This is a genomic window from Methanolobus zinderi, from assembly GCF_013388255.1.
Lineage (GTDB): Archaea > Halobacteriota > Methanosarcinia > Methanosarcinales > Methanosarcinaceae > Methanolobus > Methanolobus zinderi.
Genome location: NZ_CP058215.1, coordinates 900,501 through 917,528 on the forward strand (window position 1 = coordinate 900,501; position 17,028 = coordinate 917,528).

Here is a 17,028-nt window from a genome sequence, read left to right on the forward strand (position 1 = left end):
CATTGTTTTTTACACTATTAATTAGTAAATTTTATCTTTATTTTCCAGGAGTGAACCGATATGCAATACAGTCTGGGAATCGATGCTGGTGGAACGTTTACCGATGCGGTCATAGTCCGTGATTCGGATGGAGCGATCGTTGATAGCACGAAGGTGCTGACCACCTATCCCGACCCGATCGGTGGTATAAAGAAAGCCATCGACGAACTTGAGCCCGAATGTGTGAAAGATGTAAAACTGGTTTCCGTCTCAACAACGCTTTCCACAAATACCATACTTGAAGACACAGGTTTTCCTGTTGGTGTGATACTTGTTGGAGACTATGTTATCCCTGAGGAAGGATTTCCCGCAAAATATTATGTGCAGCTGAGCGGTGGTCACACAAGTAACGGGGAAGAGTCTGCTCCCCTTGATGAAGAAGGTGTGAAAAGATTTGCCATGGAGATCAAGGACCAGGTTTCCGCATTTGCTGTCTCATCCTTTTTCAGTAACAGGAATTCAGAGCATGAATTGCGGGTAAAACAAATCATACGTGATCTCACTGGACTGCCGGTGGTCTGCGGACATGAGTTATCTCAGGAAGTGGGTGCTTATGACCGGTCCATCACCGCTTATTTGAATGCCCAGCTTTTGCCGATAACACATCGCTTCATCAAGTCAATTATGCAGGATATCAAATCCAGGGGTATTGATGCCAATCTGCTTATGCTCAAATGTGACGGCTCGGTGGTGGGCATGGAAGAGGCCCTTGAGAGACCTATCGAATCTATATTCTCAGGCCCGGCTGCCAGTCTGGTCGGAGCCGCATATCTCACAAAGTATGACACCTGTGCGATGATAGATGTCGGTGGTACCAGTACGGATGTGGCTCTTATCAAAAACGGTATACCTGAATTGAGCAGTCAGGGTGCTGTCGTAGGTGGCTGGAAGACCATGGTCAAAGCCATCAGGATGGAAACATCCGCAACAGGTGGTGACAGTCATATATGGACAAAGGACCAGAAATTCCATGTAGGTCCGAGGAGGGTAATCCCTCTATGTCGTGCTGCGGTGGAGTATACGGGATTCTTGGAAAAACTGAAGGAGTGTAAGAACCCTTCCAGGAAACTGTTTTGTGAGAACATACAGCCCACCAAGTTCTATGTAAGGACCGGCTTTTTGCCTATTGATCTCAGCAGGACCGAGGAAGAGATCTATGATGCCATTCAGGGAGTGCCGATATCATACACCGAACTGTTTCTCAGGCTCAAGAGGCAGCCAAGTGTAAAGGCACTTGACAGTCTTATCCAGAAGAGGCTTATCCAGGCAATAGGTTTCACACCCACTGACGCGCTTCATGTGCTTGGTGATTTCCAGAGATGGGAAACGGAAGCATCGGTGCTTGGTGCTGAGAGACTTGCCAAGTTCATGAATACCAAAAAAGAAATTCTCTGTAAGGATATCAAACGAAAGGTCGCATGGAACATGGCATCAGACCTGATATCCTATCTGGTTAAGGATATCCCTGAACATGTTATCGAAAATATGCTTTCTGGTGATAACTTCGCCCGCTTTAAGGTCGAGACTCCGGTGGTGCTTCTGGGTGGTCCTGTTGTCGCATTCAAGGAAGAGATGGAAAGGCTCATTGATGCCAACATCGTCCTGCCCGAGCATTCCAGTGTCGGAAATGCAGTGGGTGCACTGGTGGGTAAGGGCATCAAGCGTATGGAGATTCTGATAAAAAGGGACTTTGCTCCTATCACCGGTGAAAATGTAACAAAGGAAGAACTGAAGAACGCAAAGGAGGTCATCAGGTACTTCGTGTTCTCGCCGGACGGAAGACAGATGTTCTCTGAATATCTTGAAGCCGTTGATTTTGCTACGAATACTGCAAAGCGGTATGTAATGGATTACATGAAATCAGCAGGCTATTCCGAGAAGGAAGTGGACCTTGAGGTTACCAAAAAAGAACTGTCCATCAGGGATAACGAAGAACCTGTGGAAACAAAGGTGATAGTTGTGGGAGTTGGCACTTCCAGAGTTGTCGTTGAAAAAGACGTGATCCCTGATTACATGAGAAAGAAGGCGATCAGCTCCCGCAGGGCCGCTGAACATTCGTATTCCGGAAAATGAAGAGGAGTGAATCCCTCTTCATATTTCAGATATTTTAAAAAATCTTGAAATCTGCTCCAATCGATTGCATTTCCTCAAAGAAGTTAGGATAGGATATCTCCACGGATTCAATGGTATCGATGGTCGTATCTCCCGCCACCATACCTGCAATGCTCAGGGCCATTACTATTCTGTGGTCATGCCAGCCGTGCAGGTTGGCACCTCTTAATGCACCACCGGTGATGGTAAGCTGGTCAGGTTCCTCTTTTACTGTAATTCCCATCTTGGTAAGCTCAAGTGCCATGGCATGGAGCCTGTCTGTTTCCTTGTAGCGCACATGCTCTGCATTCTCGATCACAGTCACGCCATCGGCACATGCAGCCAGAACAGCTATGGTGGGTACCAGATCCGGGGTTGCACCGGCATCGAATGTGGTGCCTTTAAGTCCGTTTCCGGTGACTCTGATGATACCTTTTACCTTGTCCCATGAAACATCAGCACCCATGCGTTTGAGTACTTCGATTATCACAATATCTCCCTGCTTTGAAGGGAACATATTCTTAACAGCCACAGTGGAGCCTGTAACTGCAGCAGCAGCCAGTATATAGGAAGCTGAGGAGAAATCTCCCGGTACCTTATAGTCCTTCAGGTTATACTTCTGGTTAGCGGGGATGATGAACTTGATATTATTTGTTTCTTCAAGAAGGATCTCACAGCCCGCAGCCTCGAGGATTTCGGTAGTAACATCCACATAGGGTCTTGATTTCATTTCACCTTTGATGGACAGTGTTGTACTTTTTGTTGTGAGGGGGCATGCTATAAGCAGTGCGGAAATGAACTGGGAACTAATTGAACCGTCAATGGTCGTGATGGCACCTTTAAGTCCTCCCCTTACGACCAGGGGTGCACAACCGTTGTCCCTTGTAGAAAATGCTTCGACTCCAAGCCTTCCAAGAACATCAAGAAGCGGCTGGTTCGGTCGTGTCCTGATAGAGCTATCTCCGGTAAGTACGGTCACACCATCTGTCAGGGCTGCGACGGCTGTCATGAACCTGAGTGTAGTGCCTGAGTTTGCAACATCTATAACATTCTCGGGAACAGCGGGTTTCCCCTTTATTCCGTTGATAATTAACCTGTCATCCTTTCTCTCAATGCCGGCACCGAAGGCTTCGCATGCACGGATTGTTGCAAGTGTATCTGCAGAAATGAGAGGTCTGTGGACTACACACTCATCAGATAGGGAAGCTACTGTTATTGCCCTGTGGGTATAACTCTTTGAAGATGGCGCATATAATTCACCATCGATTTTCGAGATATTGACTGCTACTTTCATTTTTACCTCTTTGATATGGGGTTGAAATGAACAGGACATTATAAAAGATTGCTGGCACAGGAATACACCTTCCTTAACACAAAAGGATATTACATACTTCTCTTTTAACGTAAACCCTGACCTATCTTCCATCTATCCATGGTTCAGTATGAGAAAAATAGACGTTCTGAATGATATTCTTATCGATTATAATGTGTATCAAAAGCATGATCAGATATATGAGATCAAACGAAAGAAATAAACCCTACATGTTCCATTCATGAACAGGTCTTGCTAAGCTGGAAAAAATCGAGGTATCAAATCAATGAATCCTTTTCTTTGTCTGATGGTCCTGCCAGATGCATCAAAGCACAGATGCTATTCCATAGGGTATGGTAACAGGTCCCCTGATGAGTTTCTTAAAATGCTTCTGAATAACGGGATAACGGACCTAGTGGATATCCGGAGATACCCACAGTCCACCTTTGAGGATTTCAACAGGGAGTCCTTGGAAAAAGTCCTTCCTAAAAACGGTATACGCTATGTACATTGTGAAAATGTCGGAGGTATGCGAGACTCTGCATATATCGAATATATGAATACCGACGAATTCAGGGCTGGCTTTGAGAAGTTAATGGATCTGATAGTAAAAGTTAACGAAACCGGTGGCAGGATCGTCCTGATGTGTGCTGAAAAAAGTCCCAAGGGATGCCACAGGCATTATCTGTCCAATAAGCTTGAAGAAAATAGTATTGAGGTCATCCACCTGGTCGAACCGGGGCAGATGAGCCTTTTCAAATTCTGTGAATAAATTTCTGTTTACATTGCACGCAGGCGCCTGATACGCTCCTCTGTTTCGGGGTGGGTCCTGAAAAGGCTCATCAGAGTTTTTCCTTTCAAGGGATTCACGATGAACATATGTGCGGTACTTTCCGATGCCTGCACGTCTCCTCTTCTTTCCCTGTAGTTCGAAGAGCCATATTCAAGTTTTTCCAGCGCACTTGCAAGTGCCCATGGTTTTTGTGATATGCGTGCACCGCCCTCATCTGCTGCGAATTCCCTGGACCTTGAGATGGCCAGCTGGATTACCGTTGCTGCAATAGGTGCAACTATGGCGAGTGCAATGAATCCGATTATATTGTTTCCTTCATCATCATTTCCGCCAAATCCTCCGAAGATGGCAGCCCATTGAACCCAGTGGGCTATCATTGTGATAACACCGGCTATGGTCGCAGCGACTGCACTTATGAGTGTGTCACGGTTCTTTACGTGCGCAAGCTCGTGAGCAAGTACTCCTTCAAGCTCTTCTGAGCTCAGGAGGTTCATTATGCCTGTGGTTGCTGCAACTGCTGCATGCTGTGGATCTCTGCCGGTTGCAAATGCGTTCGGCATGGATGTATTAACTATGTATACCTTTGGCATGGGAAGGTTTGCACGCATTGCAAGTTTCTGCACAATGCCATACAACTCCGGCTGCTCCGAAGCTGTGACTTCCTGAGCACGGTACATTTTGAGTACTATCTTGTCACTGTACCAGTAACTGCCAAAGTTCAGAACAATCGCAAATAAAAATGCGATTATCATTCCTGACACCCCGCCTACAAGGCGTCCGACCAATATCAGTAAGCCTGTAAGGGATGCAAGAAGAATTGTGGTTTTTAACATATTCCCCATTATTTACCTCGTAGAGATATTTTTTCAAATCTGTAATGAGCAATAGCTGATTGTTTGTTGTTCTATATAAAAGCTTCTATATATTTTGTCAGCTTGTCACAAGAGTAAGCAAAAAAGGAGAGAGACATGAAAAGTTTTTTTCATATCTCTTCAACGGATATTTCCTCTCCCTGATCCATATCGTTGATCAGATTTTCAATCTCTTCCATCTCTGCTTCAAGATCCTGGATCTCTGAATCGGTGACCCCCACCATTTCATTATTTAACGTCTCATCAGCAACTGAGACATCCGGGTTATCCTCGTTTTCCGAAACAGTTGAAACGTTTCCATCATCTGTTGATGTGCTGTCCGTACAACCTGATACAATCAGTCCCAGGGCCAGAACTGCCAGTACTAGAATGTATTTTTTCCTGAACATTTTATCTCCTCAAATGTCTCATTTAAGTACTGGTCTGATTTCCAGAATCTGTGGACTCATTTCCTATTCCTTCATCAGAGCTGTTGTTGCCATCGTCGTAGGTGTAGTTACCACTTCCTTCGTAACCGGATGAAGAATTGTCCGAGGAATTATAGTTTGTCTCGTTATTGGAAGTTTCGTTGTCGTATGAATCATCTTCCGTTTCATCGTCTGATTCTTCTACTTCTTCTTCTTCTTCTTCTTCTTCTTCAGATTCCTCTTCCTCCTCATCTTCATCAGGCACAGCCCATGAACTTTCTGCCCCGTTCACTTCATAGCTTCCGTCTCCGGAAAGCATGGCGGTACCTTTTCCGTCCGCTTCGAGGGATATGTCCGTTCCGCGTATCATTACAGTAAGGCGGCTGCCCTCAATTGTCACATCTCCTGTCAGGTTGTGGTAGACAAAAGCCCTGTTGTTGTATTCACTGTTACCTGAATCAACGTTCGATGATGCAAAACTTGCATCAGTGGTGTTGATATCCGCATCCTGTGCCATATCCTTAATCACGAGCATGGAATCATTTGCCGTAAAGTTCAGTGTGAAGTTACCGGAAATGACTGCTGTTCCGTCACCTTCTGCATTGAGGGCACCATCTCCTGTCAGGACAACGAGTCCTTCACGGTTCTGTTTGAGTGCCTGGAGCATTTTCTTGAGAATGGCGTTGGCATCTTTTATACTCTCTCCTGCCTGGTTCATGTTGCGTATGATCTCTTCCTGGTCCTCACCACCGGAATATGCTTCTCGTGCCTGTTCCTGGTATTGTTTTGCTTCGTCAATGAGTGCATTGTAGTCCTCAAGCATTGCTTCGAGTTCACTCACATCTTCGCCGTTCTGCTCCATACGCTTGATCTCGTTCTCAAGGCGGAGGGCCATGGCCTCGGATGTCCTTATAACTGCATTTAGCCTGTTGTTGACAGATCTTGCTTTTGTGACTGTTTTTTCCTTGCGGGCATCCTTCCAGATATCCCTGATATCCTTTGCGGATTCGGCAAGTTCGGCCCTTGTGCTTGCAGCGGCAATATCTTCCTTTTCAGCGTTCAGCGCTTCTATATATTCCTCATCATCAAGTGATTCGATCATCACATCGATTGTGCTGTTGAGATATTCCTTGGTTGCATTGATGGCTTCCGCTGTATCGAGGTTCTTGTTGTTTGCCTTGATCTTCAGGAACTTATCCTTGGTCTGTCCGTAGTTTGCTTTTGCGCTATTGTTATTATTACCACGGTTTTCGAATGCATTGCGAGGTGCATCCTCAGTTGCATTTACCCTGTCCCTGTCGCGTATCTTATCACCGGTACCGGCATCATCATCATTATCTTCAGAACTGTCATCACTATCTGAATCTGTATTCTGACCACTGTTTCCATATATTCCCTTTTTCTGCCCGTTATCCGAGTCAGCGATTGCCACAGCCGGAATAACACTTACCAGCATCAACACAATGGCAATATATGCAAAAATTTTCATTCCCATGTTTTTCATCTTTTCAACCTCTTCTGTGTTTCTCTCTCCAATGTTTTAATATAATAGGGGTTAGGGGGGCTAACCCCTATATTTATTTAGTCCAGGCATGAACCGTCACGCAGGCGATCACAATCACCGTACCCTTTCTGTTCAGAAGGTCCTGAAGCTGTTGCAACGACGGTTTCATAATCTTCCTGGCACGAGCCATCACGATCAGGTGTTCCGTCGCAATCATCATTACAAGATCTGTCTTTCAGGCGATCTCTGTCCTGGTCACCCGGTGTTTCTGCCGTATCGGCTGACAGGGAAACAGAACTTGTGCATGATCCATCACGCAACTGGTCTTTATCCTGATCTTTTAACTGGTCCTGTATACGGTCTCCGGCAGCAAAAGCTGTTGCTGTGAATATGCTTCCTACTAAGAGTGCAACAGCAACATATGCTATTAATTTCTGTCCGATTCTCATCTATTTTACCTCAATCATATTTCAATTGTTTATTCCCGTGCATTTGCAGTCCCGGAATATAATCCTGAGGACTTGCGCCTGCAATTCTTCCTTGATCAGATGAGCATATAAGCATACTTTACTTTAGACAATTATTTCATACTTGATACTTCGATTTCAAGCCTTATAAGGCCTTATTTTACTTGATAATACTTTAATTGGCTTTATTTTCTTGGCTTTGAGAAACTATTATATGCATGTAATGAATAAATATACAGTCTGTGTCGATACAAAAAAAGCAATATTTTCTGTTCTTTTTAATTCTCATTTCAATTATATCTATTACCGGAGCTCAGGAAATGGCAACGGTGCATGGTGCGATCTATGAATGGGATACATTCCAACCACTGGAAAATGTCATCGTGGAGGTAAATTCAACCCCACCCCAGTCAATGGTTGCAAGGTATGGTATATATTCATTCAATCTGGCTCCCGGAAACTATGTGATATCTGCCAGTTACTATCAGAATTCAACCCTGGTTCACTATACGGAGGAAGAGATCACGATAACCAATGATGGGGACTACGTGATAGACATAATTTTCCTTCCCACCTATTATGAAGAAGAGGAGCTTAACGGAACAGAGTTTGATGAACTTGATGAGCTTGCCGACCTTGCAGAGAACGACGATCAGGATAACAGTATCCTGTCATCTACGCTGATATATGTCCTTGCAGCTCTGGCTATGACAGTTGCAGGGGCATATGTGCTGTCAAGAAGAAAAACAGACGGTAACGGTGGAAATGCGCATGAGGGAAGTGACCACTTCGAGGGCAGTGACCTTGCAGCTTTTTCAGATGAACTTGCGGATCTGCCTGATGACCTTCGGGAAGTTGTGGATATTATTGCAGGCAATGGGGGACGTATCAAGCAGAAGGACCTGAGGGACCGGCTCAGACATTCCGAAGCAAAGGTAAGTCTCATGGTGTCCGATCTTGAGGACCGTGGTATTATCCGTAAATTCAAAAAAGGCCGTGGCAATGTTATAATCCTTGAAGGCTCTGATCATACAAACCAAAATGTATAACTGTATCTAATGAGTATGGGTAGCAAATTACTGAATTTAGTTAAACCTATACACGAGGGTATATATGCGAGTTTCAATGGACCTTGAGTTACAAGATATCCCCGGCCAATTACTGCTTGCGCTAAAACCGATTTCCGATTTTAAAGGTAATCTGATCTCCGTGGTTCACCATCACGAAAAGAAAACACCCCGCGGAACAATTCCCGTTCAGGTGCAGTTTGAGATCAAATCCGATCACCTTGAGGATCTGGTAGCCGACCTTGAGGAAAGGGGTGTCCGTGTAGTAAGCATGGATGAGAAACGATTCCTGGAACACGGTGCTGTTATACTGATCGGTCACATCGTGCACACCGATATACAGGACACCATCGATCAGATCGATAATACGGGCTACGCCGAGGTAGTTGATCTTAACCTGTCCATGCCTAAGATCAATATGCCATCGTCGGCTTCGCTGAAAATAGATGCTGTGAGCAAAAAGGAATTACAGGCTGTGATCGACCTGCTCAAGTATATTGCCAAAGAGAAGGACTTGCTGGTAATAGAACCTGTAGAGAGCCAGTTGAGGTTGATGGAATGAAAACGATACGTGCATCATTGATAGGATTCGGTGCTGTAGGTCAGGGTGTCGCAAAGGTCCTGCTTGCTAAGAAAGATTACCTGCAAAGCATAGGTATAGACCTCAGGATAGTTGCGATAGCTGACTCCAGAACTGCTGTAATTGACAGTGAAGGTGTGAATCTGGCTGCAGTCCTTGATTCTAAAAAGAAAAAAGGTGTAGTGGGTTCCGAGAAGATCAGCGGTACTGATATTATAAAGACCATCGATCATGAACTTGTGATCGAGACCACTCCTACAAACATCGATGACGGAGGCGTGGGTCTTACCAATATGCTTGCAGCGTTTGAGAAAGGAATGGATGTGGTTACATCCAATAAAGGTCCTCTCGCTCTGAAATACGGTGAACTGATCGAAACTGCAAACAGATCAGGTTCAAAGCTCAAGTTCGAGGCAACCGTCGGAGGAGCCATGCCTGTCATCAATCTGGCATGTGATACCCTTGCAGGTAATAAGATACTGAGTATGGAAGGCATATTCAACGGTACCTGTAACTATATTCTCAGCCGTATGGTGGAAGAGCATGCCTCATATGAGCAGATGCTCGCAGAGGCTCAGGAACTTGGTATAGCCGAAGCTGACCCGATATATGACGTTGAGGGTATAGATACGGCTTCCAAGCTTGTGATCGTTGCAAATGTAATATTCGGAATGAATGCCAGTTACAGGGATGTAACTGTAACCGGGATCACAAGGATAACCCCGGAAGCCCTTTTGCTTGCAAATAGGGACGGTTATGCTATCAAGCTCATCGGTGAGGTTAACGATGGTAAGATAAATGTTGCTCCTAAGCTGGTACCACTGGATAATCCTCTTGCTGTGGGAGGTACGCTGAACGTATTTTCCGTACAGACTGATATATCCGGTCCGATCACTATCACCGGAAGGGGTGCGGGCTCCATCGAAACCGCAAGTGCTATCCTGAGTGACATAATATCTCTCTACAAAAACTGACTTTATCGTCCTGTAGATTAACAGATCACCATGACCAGCTTTAGAGAATTCGCAGAGGCCTGTAAAGTAATTGAAGATACTCCGGGCTCACTTGAGATGACCTCACAGGTTGCTGAGCTGCTGGACAGGGTAAGCATAGAGGAGCTTCCCATAGTAACTCATTTTGTGATGGGTGAGGTCTTTCCTGCGTGGAGTAGCGAGGATATAGGTGTCGGTGCGGGAATTCTTTATTCAGCCCTTGCAAAATCGTCCGGTTTCTCAGTTGATGAGATCGAGGATATTGTGAAGGAGACGGGTGATATAGGCAAGACCGCTGTCAGAGCGCTTGGCAAGAATTCGAATGGACAGGCAACGTTCTCATCCTTTTTAACTGAGCTTGATGAGCTTTCGGTGACAGAGGTATTCCAGCGTTTCCAATCCATATCAAAGGCATCGGGAAAAGGATCACAGACAGCAAAGATAAAAAACCTCCAATATCTTTTCAACTCGGCTTCTCCTGAGGAAGTAAGCTATATTGCAAGGCTTGCAGTTGAGGATATGCGCATAGGCGTGGGAGAAGGTATAGTGCGCGATGCCATAGCAGCTGCTTTTTATGTTCCGGTCGAAGTTGTAGAACGCGGATTCATGCTCACAAATGATCTCGGGCTTGTGGCAACCACTGCAAAGCAGGGAGGCGTGGAAGCTGTTTCAGGGCTTGACATGCAACTGAATCGTCCCATAAGGATGATGCTTGCACAGGTGGCACCCACACTGGAGGCCGCCATCTCGGATATAGGCACACCTGCAATCGAGTGGAAATTCGATGGTGCAAGGGTCCAGATCCACAAGGACGGGGACAATGTGAAACTCTACTCTCGCCGCCTTGAGGATATAAGCAATTCACTGCCTGATATTGTAGCCTCTATCAAAAAGTATGTTCATGCGGATTCTGCGATACTTGACGGAGAAGCAGTGGCGATTGATGAGAACGGACATCCACGGGCTTTTCAGGATATACTGAAACGTTTCAGAAGAAAATACGATATTCAACTGACCGCAAAAGAAATTCCCCTTACTCTGAATATCTTTGATATCATGTATCTTAACGGGGAAAATCTTCTTGATGAGCCTCTTATCAGGAGAAGAGAACTGCTTGAAAGCTGTGTCGAGAATGCGGATTCTATTCGGGTGGACAGCCAGGTTGTAACGGACGATCCGGAAATGATCAATGAGATCTACTCGAAGGCTCTCAAGGCAGGCCATGAGGGAATAATGATAAAGAATCCAGAGTCTCCCTATTCTCCCGGTAAACGTGGTAAGAACTGGCTGAAGAAAAAACCCGTGATGGAAACACTGGACCTTGTGGTCATAGGTGCCGAATGGGGATACGGAAGGCGTACCAGCTATATAGGTTCCTATGCACTTGCATGCCATGATCCCGAAACCGGCCGTTTCCTGCCTGTTGGTAAGGTGGCAACCGGTTTTTCCGATGAACAACTGGCTGAACTTACCGCTCTTTTCTCGGATCTGATAATAATGGAAGCAGGAAAGAAGATTGAAGTCAAACCTGAGATAATCTTTGAGATAGCCTTCGAAGAGATCCAGAAAAGCACCAATTACGAATCCGGCTATGCTCTACGTTTTCCGAGACTTGTTAATGTCCGGGATGACAAATCCCTTGAAGATGTCGAGAGCATTGGGCGTATCGAGGAAATGTACAGGATGCAGAGGGAAAGAAGCTAAGATTCGCCTCCTTGCGAACATTTATCTAGGTAAGAGCCGTACTTTGAATAGTCGTGGTCTTTATGAAAAAATCAATTCTTACATTATTGATGGTATTTGTATTCCTGGTCCTTGCAGGTTGTGTGGAAGACCGGCCTTCCGATGTAGCGGAAATGGAAGAAGAGTTCCCCCGATCGGAGGATTCCATGGTAGATGAGAACGCCACTGAAGGTGATACCGTTGTTGTTTACCTTGAGAATTACAAATTTGAGCCTTATATGGTAACAATTTCCGAAGGCGATACTGTCAAGTGGGTTAAAAAGGATCATCCTGCCCAGATCATCAAAAGCAATGTATTCCAGTCACCCACTCTGAGGGAGGGAGACACCTTCAGCTATACGTTTACCGAAGCGGGAAACTATGATTACCAGATAGTTTCACATCCCTGGGCTCCCGGAGGTATCGTGGTGGTCGAAGCAGAATAAGTTTTCCCGGATGCATCGGTTCAGACCAGTATGCTCTCAAGTCCTTCCTGGGTAATAGTAATAACCAAAAAACGCAACGATAATAAAATGGATATGATAGTTCCTAATTATTTTAAAATAGTTTCTTGATTAAATACACTTATATTGGATGTACACAAATTTCGCTAATAACTTTTGTATAAACTTAAAAGAGCGAAATAGATATGAAGGCATCAGAATTCAAGAAACTGCTTAAAAATGAGTTTTCACCAGCTCTTCGAAATCTGGGATTCAAAGGTTCAGGATTTAATTACCGAAAAATAACCAATGAACATTATATCTATACTGCTACTGTCCAATCTTGTACATGGGGAGAAGGATGCTGGATTGAATTAGGAGTTACAACAGACTTTTTACCTGACACCCTAGGAAAAGAGATTGATGTTAAAAAAGTGACTCCATACAAATGTGAGTTCAGAAAGAGATTAAAATCTCCAACTAGCACAATAAATGATTCTATGTGGCCATACGGAAATACAGAAGATGAAGCTAATTTAAGCATAGAAGAAATGATTCAGGTCTTTGAAACAGAGGGAATTGCTTACTTTGATAAATTCAAAAACTTCCCAGAACCTTTGTCATCAATAACTGTTGAAGACATTGTTACCGATATTCCAAGAAAGAATGGATTAAGAGAATATTCAATGACTGAAGTAAGATTAGCATTAACACTTGCACGAGTTCATACTTTCCTGGGCAATAAGAATGAAGCAATTGAATTATGCAATTGGGGATTGGAGAATATTGGTCGAGGTATAGGGTTAATAGAAGTATTTGAAGACATTAAAAGAAAAAACATGAATTAATTTATCATTCTTTTAATTTTATAAAACATAGATTTACAAAAAAAAAAAGTAAGCGTCAAAAGACACTTACCAATTTCCTCACTTCCTTTGTCCAGAAATTAAAAGGCTTGTCACTTTTAATCCTGTCCTTCATCCTCTTGAGAGTGCTCCTCTCCATAACTCCATATTTCCTTGCTTCTTTTGGAGTCATGGCCAGTATCTTTTGCTTGATACCTTCCTCATCAATGAAGGTCTGTGCTCTCTGAAGCTCTAATTCCTCTTCATCAATGTTGTTGGCTTCCTTCCCAATGTAAAGGACACCATCTGCATGAATGTGTCTCCTTTCCAGAAGTCCAATATCACCCTCAAACTTATGTTCTGGGTGCTCTGCATACTGCAATATGGTTTTACTCAACGATTTGAAGTAGTGTGACCCTTGCATGATCTCTCCTGTTTCATAATCAATGAATGGTTCATGAACTATCTTTTGAGGATTGTCACAAAAAGGAGCAAGCGGTTTTATTGCTCTGCCATCTTTTTCTACTGCCTGAAATCCCACAAGAAAGAAATTGAAAGGCTTAATCATTTCCTTCCAAGACTTGCCTTTATTGAGCTTCTTGAACCTATTCCATACATTAGGAGTGCTAACAGCAAGCTTTGAGATAGCATACATGTTGCTGTATTTTTCCACAATATCTCTAGAACTAATCATATCATATTCTAATTGCAGTAGATCTTCCCATATTTCCTCATGCCAGTCCCCTTTTCCATCCTTTGAGAAAGGATTTGTCAGATGACCTAATCCATGAAGCTTGTAATCCTTGAATATGATCTTACCTTTTCTGAATTTATACAATGGATAGCGTTTAGATGAGATTCCATAAAACCAGTAATCCACCTTTTCAGGCTTTAGCAATGGAATATCTAAGTTATAGGGATTTAGAGGTTGGAAATACTCTGTAATATCCTCTGCATATTCAGGAGGTACAAAAATAGAGTCAGTATCCATATAGGAGTGTCTAGCCCCTAAATCCTCTACTTTTGCCTCTGCCATTGCCAAAAACAGCTTTGATCCAGAGGTAATCATAACTGCTAATAGAGGGTGATAGAAGTTACCTGGCTTTTCATACCTATTCTGTGATGTACTGAAAGAGTCAAGTCCGTAAACCTCTATGTCACTTTTCCTGTCCTCTGGATTAAGCTCAATAAATATCCCATAGCTCATGGCATTTACAAGTATCTTAATTGCCTGTGCTCTGCTCTTTAGCTGTTGATACTCTGGACTTTCTGAATCAATGCCCTTCATTTGAATTTTGATATTTTGTCTTTCCTCAACAAGAACCTGAACAAGATTATCCATTTCAGGATCAATATCAATTCCAAGTATCTGAGACCTTCTTAATCCTTCCTGAATGCCTATTGGAACATATCTGACAGCTTCAATGATCTCTGGAGCTTTGCCAGTGAGAATTACAGAAGCTATGACATCAGGTAATGCATACCATAGTTCATGCTCTGAGGAAAGATAATTGACACCAACATTAAATGAACCATTATCTTCCTTGTAATCCATTCTCACAGGTAATATATCTCTATCAGGACGAAGCTTAACCATTACAACAAAGTCTTTCCAATTATCCGCATTTTGCAGATATCCCAGATTGACTATTTCCAGTAACTCTCTGATTTCCGCAGTTACATTCTGTGTTTCAATGTAATCTGCAATCATGAGATTCCATAGACCCATTACCATTGTAACCGTTGGATACATGCTTGTAAAATCAAGAGTTGTAACTTTTGTTGGAACTTTCCTATTTCGGCACTCACACCTACCTCCATAATATGAGGTCATTATCTGACCTTTCATATTATCGGGAAAATCAAAATTCCGTTCACTCAATGAGTTCATTCCCAACTGCTTCAAAGCGTATTTTCCAAGAGAAGCAGGACTGTATATTTTGGTTGGAGGAACATCAATATTGTAGAGATCAAGTTCATTGATCAATCCTTCATATACATCAAAAGTACTCTCTACATCCCTTATCAGATAATCAAGATACTTTTTGGTAACAGTACCGTGTTTAATATCCTTCATCTTTTTGTGTCTTGTATCGAGCAATTCACAGGCATTTGCAAGGGATATATGATGATATTGAAGCAGGACTTCTGCAAGCGTTTGAGCATCAAGAAAATGTCCTGAAAAATACTCATCGTCTTGATTCCACATTGTTGTGAACTTGGAACTGTTAGCTGCTCCAAGTTTTTTGATCACGATAGGAGGGTTGAATTTGTTATCTGAAAGTGTGAATGTAAATCCTCCTCTGTTCTTTGCCTTAGAATTATTACCGAACTTTGCCAGTCTGCTTATGTCAAATGAAAGGTTGAATCCTACACAAAGTGTTTTTAATCCAAATACCTCTGGATAAAACACATCATCAACGAACTCTTCACAAAGGTACAATTCTATGTCTTGTTCTTTGGCATAGTTTAGAAGGGTCTTTGTTTCTCTATCGTTGAGCATTTGATGATTATAAAAGAGACCGTCATGCTGAATATAGCCATCTTGATATATCTGGAAGAAACCAACCTTCAGATTCTGATACTGGTCTATCGTGGTTTCAGTATCAAAGACAAATATCCTATCATGCCTTAATTGAAGATTGTTATTGTAAAAAGGGTTATACTGTTGATTCTTTACTTTCACAGTATAGCCCCTTACAGCTATCTTGCTCATATTGAATCAGCCTCCAAACCAATGAGACGAAGCTGTTTACCCAGACCTTCCATTAATGCTCCTACAGAAACAAGGATGAACCTTAGATTATCCTCACGTGAAGCATTACTTGATCTAACCTTACGAGGTAGTTTATTTTGCTGTTTTGTGACCTTGAAATGACAGTTCTTACACAAGGGAACTGTTTCTTCTGAATTATTCCTTCCATAAACATGATGTAATTCTATCAGTTCAGGGTCATCCTCACCACATTGAATGCACCTAAGTGCTGTTCTTCCTTCCAATTTTTGCCTTTTCATATTTCTCTTATACTCAATTTTGTTCATAGTTACCACTCCTCAATTAACATATAATTCCTGAAATTCACCTTCAACCTGAGCTTCCTCGATATCGTAAAGGCGGTCTAACCGCGTTTCAAATGAATGCTCCTTTCCCGCGTTATCGACAATCTTAACGCCCTCGAACTTCTTTAATCGGGATGTATCACCACCTTTCAGTGTTCTATCAACCGCGTCCTTGTATTCCGCGATCAAATAACGGTCTTTAGAATTCCGCGTTACTATCGTTATATGACCCGCGTCTCGATCATAAAACCTCATCTCAACTTCAAGACTATCGTTTTTTGTAGCCTTCCATCTTCCATTCTCTTTGTACAGGTTACGTCCCAGAAGCTTGACTGCATCTTTATTTTTCATCCCAAACTTCTCTGTCATTTGGTTGAGACTTGCACCCTTTCTCATGGCTCTGAGAATCTGAAGTGACCTGTGCCTCTCCATTCTTTGCTGAGATGTCAGAGTTTCCCATCCTGCTTTAGAAAGGTCATAGTCACTTATTTTAAGGTCTCTGAGTTGCTTCAGACTCTTGTCTGGAAACATCTTGTGTTTTCTGATGATCTCCTTTGCATACCTGGTATCTCTGGGCATAGCCTTGAGCCATTGACCATAGGTTCTGAAATCCTTGGTAAACTCAGGTCTGCTCACTTCTCAGCCTCCCAGAGTTTCATAAGCGCTATTCTGACAACTTCAGCCTGAGAGCACCCGAAATAGTCTGACATCAATTCAAGTTTCTCCTTTAGGTAAGGAGACAAAGTTGCTATTGTTCTGCTATTCATTTCAATCACCTTATTAGGTGATTAATAAAATGATATAATTATTGATATTAACAATGATAACTATAAT

Annotated in this window: 17 protein-coding genes; 8 read left to right on the forward strand and 9 right to left on the reverse strand. The window is 43.1% G+C overall.

All coding sequences use genetic code 11. The features are described 5' to 3' along the window. Positions 1-60: 60 nt before the first annotated feature. Positions 61-2,112, forward strand: coding sequence for a hydantoinase/oxoprolinase family protein (locus HWN40_RS04525; protein ID WP_176964625.1), 2,052 nt, complete (start codon positions 61-63; stop codon positions 2,110-2,112). A gap of 34 nt (positions 2,113-2,146) precedes the next feature. Here HWN40_RS04525 and aroA read toward each other — a convergent pair whose 3' ends face one another. Continuing rightward, positions 2,147-3,424, reverse strand: a complete 1,278-nt coding sequence (gene aroA, locus HWN40_RS04530; protein WP_176964626.1) for a 3-phosphoshikimate 1-carboxyvinyltransferase — start codon at positions 3,422-3,424, stop codon at positions 2,147-2,149. A gap of 304 nt (positions 3,425-3,728) precedes the next feature. On the opposite strand from aroA, the gene HWN40_RS04535 reads away from it, so the two are divergent. Continuing rightward, complete coding sequence (locus HWN40_RS04535; RefSeq protein WP_246275976.1) at positions 3,729-4,214, forward strand: DUF488 domain-containing protein; 486 nt, start codon at positions 3,729-3,731, stop codon at positions 4,212-4,214. Positions 4,215-4,222: 8 nt separating this feature from the next. On the opposite strand, the gene htpX is transcribed toward HWN40_RS04535, so the two are convergent. The 4 genes from htpX to HWN40_RS04555 all read right to left on the reverse strand — a co-directional run bounded on the left by htpX (position 4,223) and on the right by HWN40_RS04555 (position 7,467). Further along, positions 4,223-5,077 (reverse strand): zinc metalloprotease HtpX, encoded by an 855-nt coding sequence (gene htpX / locus HWN40_RS04540; RefSeq protein WP_176964627.1) that lies wholly within the window; start codon positions 5,075-5,077, stop codon positions 4,223-4,225. A 140-nt stretch (positions 5,078-5,217) separates the two neighbouring features. Next, positions 5,218-5,496, reverse strand: coding sequence for a hypothetical protein (locus tag HWN40_RS04545; RefSeq protein ID WP_176964628.1), 279 nt, complete (start codon positions 5,494-5,496; stop codon positions 5,218-5,220). A 22-nt stretch (positions 5,497-5,518) separates the two neighbouring features. Beyond that, complete coding sequence (locus HWN40_RS04550; protein ID WP_218165483.1) at positions 5,519-7,018, reverse strand: hypothetical protein; 1,500 nt, start codon at positions 7,016-7,018, stop codon at positions 5,519-5,521. Positions 7,019-7,095: 77 nt separating this feature from the next. After that, positions 7,096-7,467, reverse strand: coding sequence for a hypothetical protein (locus HWN40_RS04555; RefSeq protein ID WP_176964630.1), 372 nt, complete (start codon positions 7,465-7,467; stop codon positions 7,096-7,098). 338 nt (positions 7,468-7,805) lie between these two features. On the opposite strand from HWN40_RS04555, the gene HWN40_RS04560 reads away from it, so the two are divergent. The 6 genes from HWN40_RS04560 (at position 7,806) to HWN40_RS04585 (ending at position 13,137) form a co-directional block, all read left to right on the forward strand. Beyond that, positions 7,806-8,534 (forward strand): helix-turn-helix transcriptional regulator, encoded by a 729-nt coding sequence (locus HWN40_RS04560; protein ID WP_176964631.1) that lies wholly within the window; start codon positions 7,806-7,808, stop codon positions 8,532-8,534. Positions 8,535-8,598: 64 nt separating this feature from the next. Further along, complete coding sequence (locus HWN40_RS04565) at positions 8,599-9,114, forward strand: amino acid-binding protein (protein WP_176964632.1); 516 nt, start codon at positions 8,599-8,601, stop codon at positions 9,112-9,114. Next, a complete protein-coding gene (locus tag HWN40_RS04570) occupies positions 9,111-10,106 on the forward strand; it encodes a homoserine dehydrogenase (RefSeq protein WP_176964633.1) in 996 nt (331 codons plus the stop codon). The genes HWN40_RS04565 and HWN40_RS04570 overlap by 4 nt, the downstream gene beginning before the upstream one ends. A gap of 30 nt (positions 10,107-10,136) precedes the next feature. Then, positions 10,137-11,828 (forward strand): ATP-dependent DNA ligase, encoded by a 1,692-nt coding sequence (locus HWN40_RS04575; protein ID WP_176964634.1) that lies wholly within the window; start codon positions 10,137-10,139, stop codon positions 11,826-11,828. Positions 11,829-11,890: 62 nt separating this feature from the next. Further along, a complete protein-coding gene (locus tag HWN40_RS04580) occupies positions 11,891-12,292 on the forward strand; it encodes a cupredoxin domain-containing protein (protein WP_176964635.1) in 402 nt (133 codons plus the stop codon). Positions 12,293-12,495: 203 nt separating this feature from the next. Then, complete coding sequence (locus HWN40_RS04585) at positions 12,496-13,137, forward strand: DUF4304 domain-containing protein (protein ID WP_176964636.1); 642 nt, start codon at positions 12,496-12,498, stop codon at positions 13,135-13,137. Between the two features lie 55 nt (positions 13,138-13,192). Here the strand turns inward: HWN40_RS04585 and HWN40_RS04590 are convergent, their stop codons facing one another. Genes HWN40_RS04590 through HWN40_RS13625 form a run of 4 tightly spaced genes read right to left on the reverse strand, consistent with a single transcriptional unit; the run spans position 13,193 to position 16,961 of the window. Beyond that, positions 13,193-15,850, reverse strand: a complete 2,658-nt coding sequence (locus tag HWN40_RS04590; RefSeq protein WP_176964637.1) for a hypothetical protein — start codon at positions 15,848-15,850, stop codon at positions 13,193-13,195. Further along, on the reverse strand, positions 15,847-16,176 hold the full coding sequence (locus tag HWN40_RS04595; RefSeq protein ID WP_176964638.1) for an HNH endonuclease signature motif containing protein: 330 nt from the start codon (positions 16,174-16,176) through the stop codon (positions 15,847-15,849). Before HWN40_RS04595 ends, HWN40_RS04590 begins: the two co-directional genes overlap by 4 nt. A gap of 12 nt (positions 16,177-16,188) precedes the next feature. Continuing rightward, the gene (locus tag HWN40_RS04600; RefSeq protein WP_176964639.1) at positions 16,189-16,830 is read right to left on the reverse strand and encodes a hypothetical protein; all 642 of its coding nucleotides are present in this window, start codon (positions 16,828-16,830) and stop codon (positions 16,189-16,191) included. Beyond that, a complete protein-coding gene (locus HWN40_RS13625) occupies positions 16,827-16,961 on the reverse strand; it encodes a hypothetical protein (protein ID WP_281361397.1) in 135 nt (44 codons plus the stop codon). Before HWN40_RS13625 ends, HWN40_RS04600 begins: the two co-directional genes overlap by 4 nt. Between the last annotated feature and the right edge of the window lie 67 nt (positions 16,962-17,028).

Excerpts from the sequence above, each read along its gene's own strand:
- HWN40_RS04585 (WP_176964636.1), top strand. The coding sequence starts at position 12,496 with ATGAAGGCATCAGAATTCAAGAAACTGCTTAAAAATGAGTTTTCACCA.
- HWN40_RS04555 (WP_176964630.1), bottom strand. The coding sequence starts at position 7,467 with ATGAGAATCGGACAGAAATTAATAGCATATGTTGCTGTTGCACTCTTA.
- HWN40_RS04550 (WP_218165483.1), bottom strand. The coding sequence starts at position 7,018 with ATGAAAAACATGGGAATGAAAATTTTTGCATATATTGCCATTGTGTTG.
- HWN40_RS04545 (WP_176964628.1), bottom strand. The coding sequence starts at position 5,496 with ATGTTCAGGAAAAAATACATTCTAGTACTGGCAGTTCTGGCCCTGGGA.
- HWN40_RS04580 (WP_176964635.1), top strand. The coding sequence starts at position 11,891 with ATGAAAAAATCAATTCTTACATTATTGATGGTATTTGTATTCCTGGTC.
- HWN40_RS04525 (WP_176964625.1), top strand. The coding sequence starts at position 61 with ATGCAATACAGTCTGGGAATCGATGCTGGTGGAACGTTTACCGATGCG.
- HWN40_RS04535 (WP_246275976.1), top strand. The coding sequence starts at position 3,729 with ATGAATCCTTTTCTTTGTCTGATGGTCCTGCCAGATGCATCAAAGCAC.
- HWN40_RS13625 (WP_281361397.1), bottom strand. The coding sequence starts at position 16,961 with ATGAATAGCAGAACAATAGCAACTTTGTCTCCTTACCTAAAGGAGAAA.
- HWN40_RS04590 (WP_176964637.1), bottom strand. The coding sequence starts at position 15,850 with ATGAGCAAGATAGCTGTAAGGGGCTATACTGTGAAAGTAAAGAATCAA.
- aroA (WP_176964626.1), bottom strand. The coding sequence starts at position 3,424 with ATGAAAGTAGCAGTCAATATCTCGAAAATCGATGGTGAATTATATGCG.
- HWN40_RS04575 (WP_176964634.1), top strand. The coding sequence starts at position 10,137 with ATGACCAGCTTTAGAGAATTCGCAGAGGCCTGTAAAGTAATTGAAGAT.
- HWN40_RS04565 (WP_176964632.1), top strand. The coding sequence starts at position 8,599 with ATGCGAGTTTCAATGGACCTTGAGTTACAAGATATCCCCGGCCAATTA.
- HWN40_RS04595 (WP_176964638.1), bottom strand. The coding sequence starts at position 16,176 with ATGAACAAAATTGAGTATAAGAGAAATATGAAAAGGCAAAAATTGGAA.
- HWN40_RS04560 (WP_176964631.1), top strand. The coding sequence starts at position 7,806 with ATGGCAACGGTGCATGGTGCGATCTATGAATGGGATACATTCCAACCA.
- HWN40_RS04570 (WP_176964633.1), top strand. The coding sequence starts at position 9,111 with ATGAAAACGATACGTGCATCATTGATAGGATTCGGTGCTGTAGGTCAG.
- htpX (WP_176964627.1), bottom strand. The coding sequence starts at position 5,077 with ATGGGGAATATGTTAAAAACCACAATTCTTCTTGCATCCCTTACAGGC.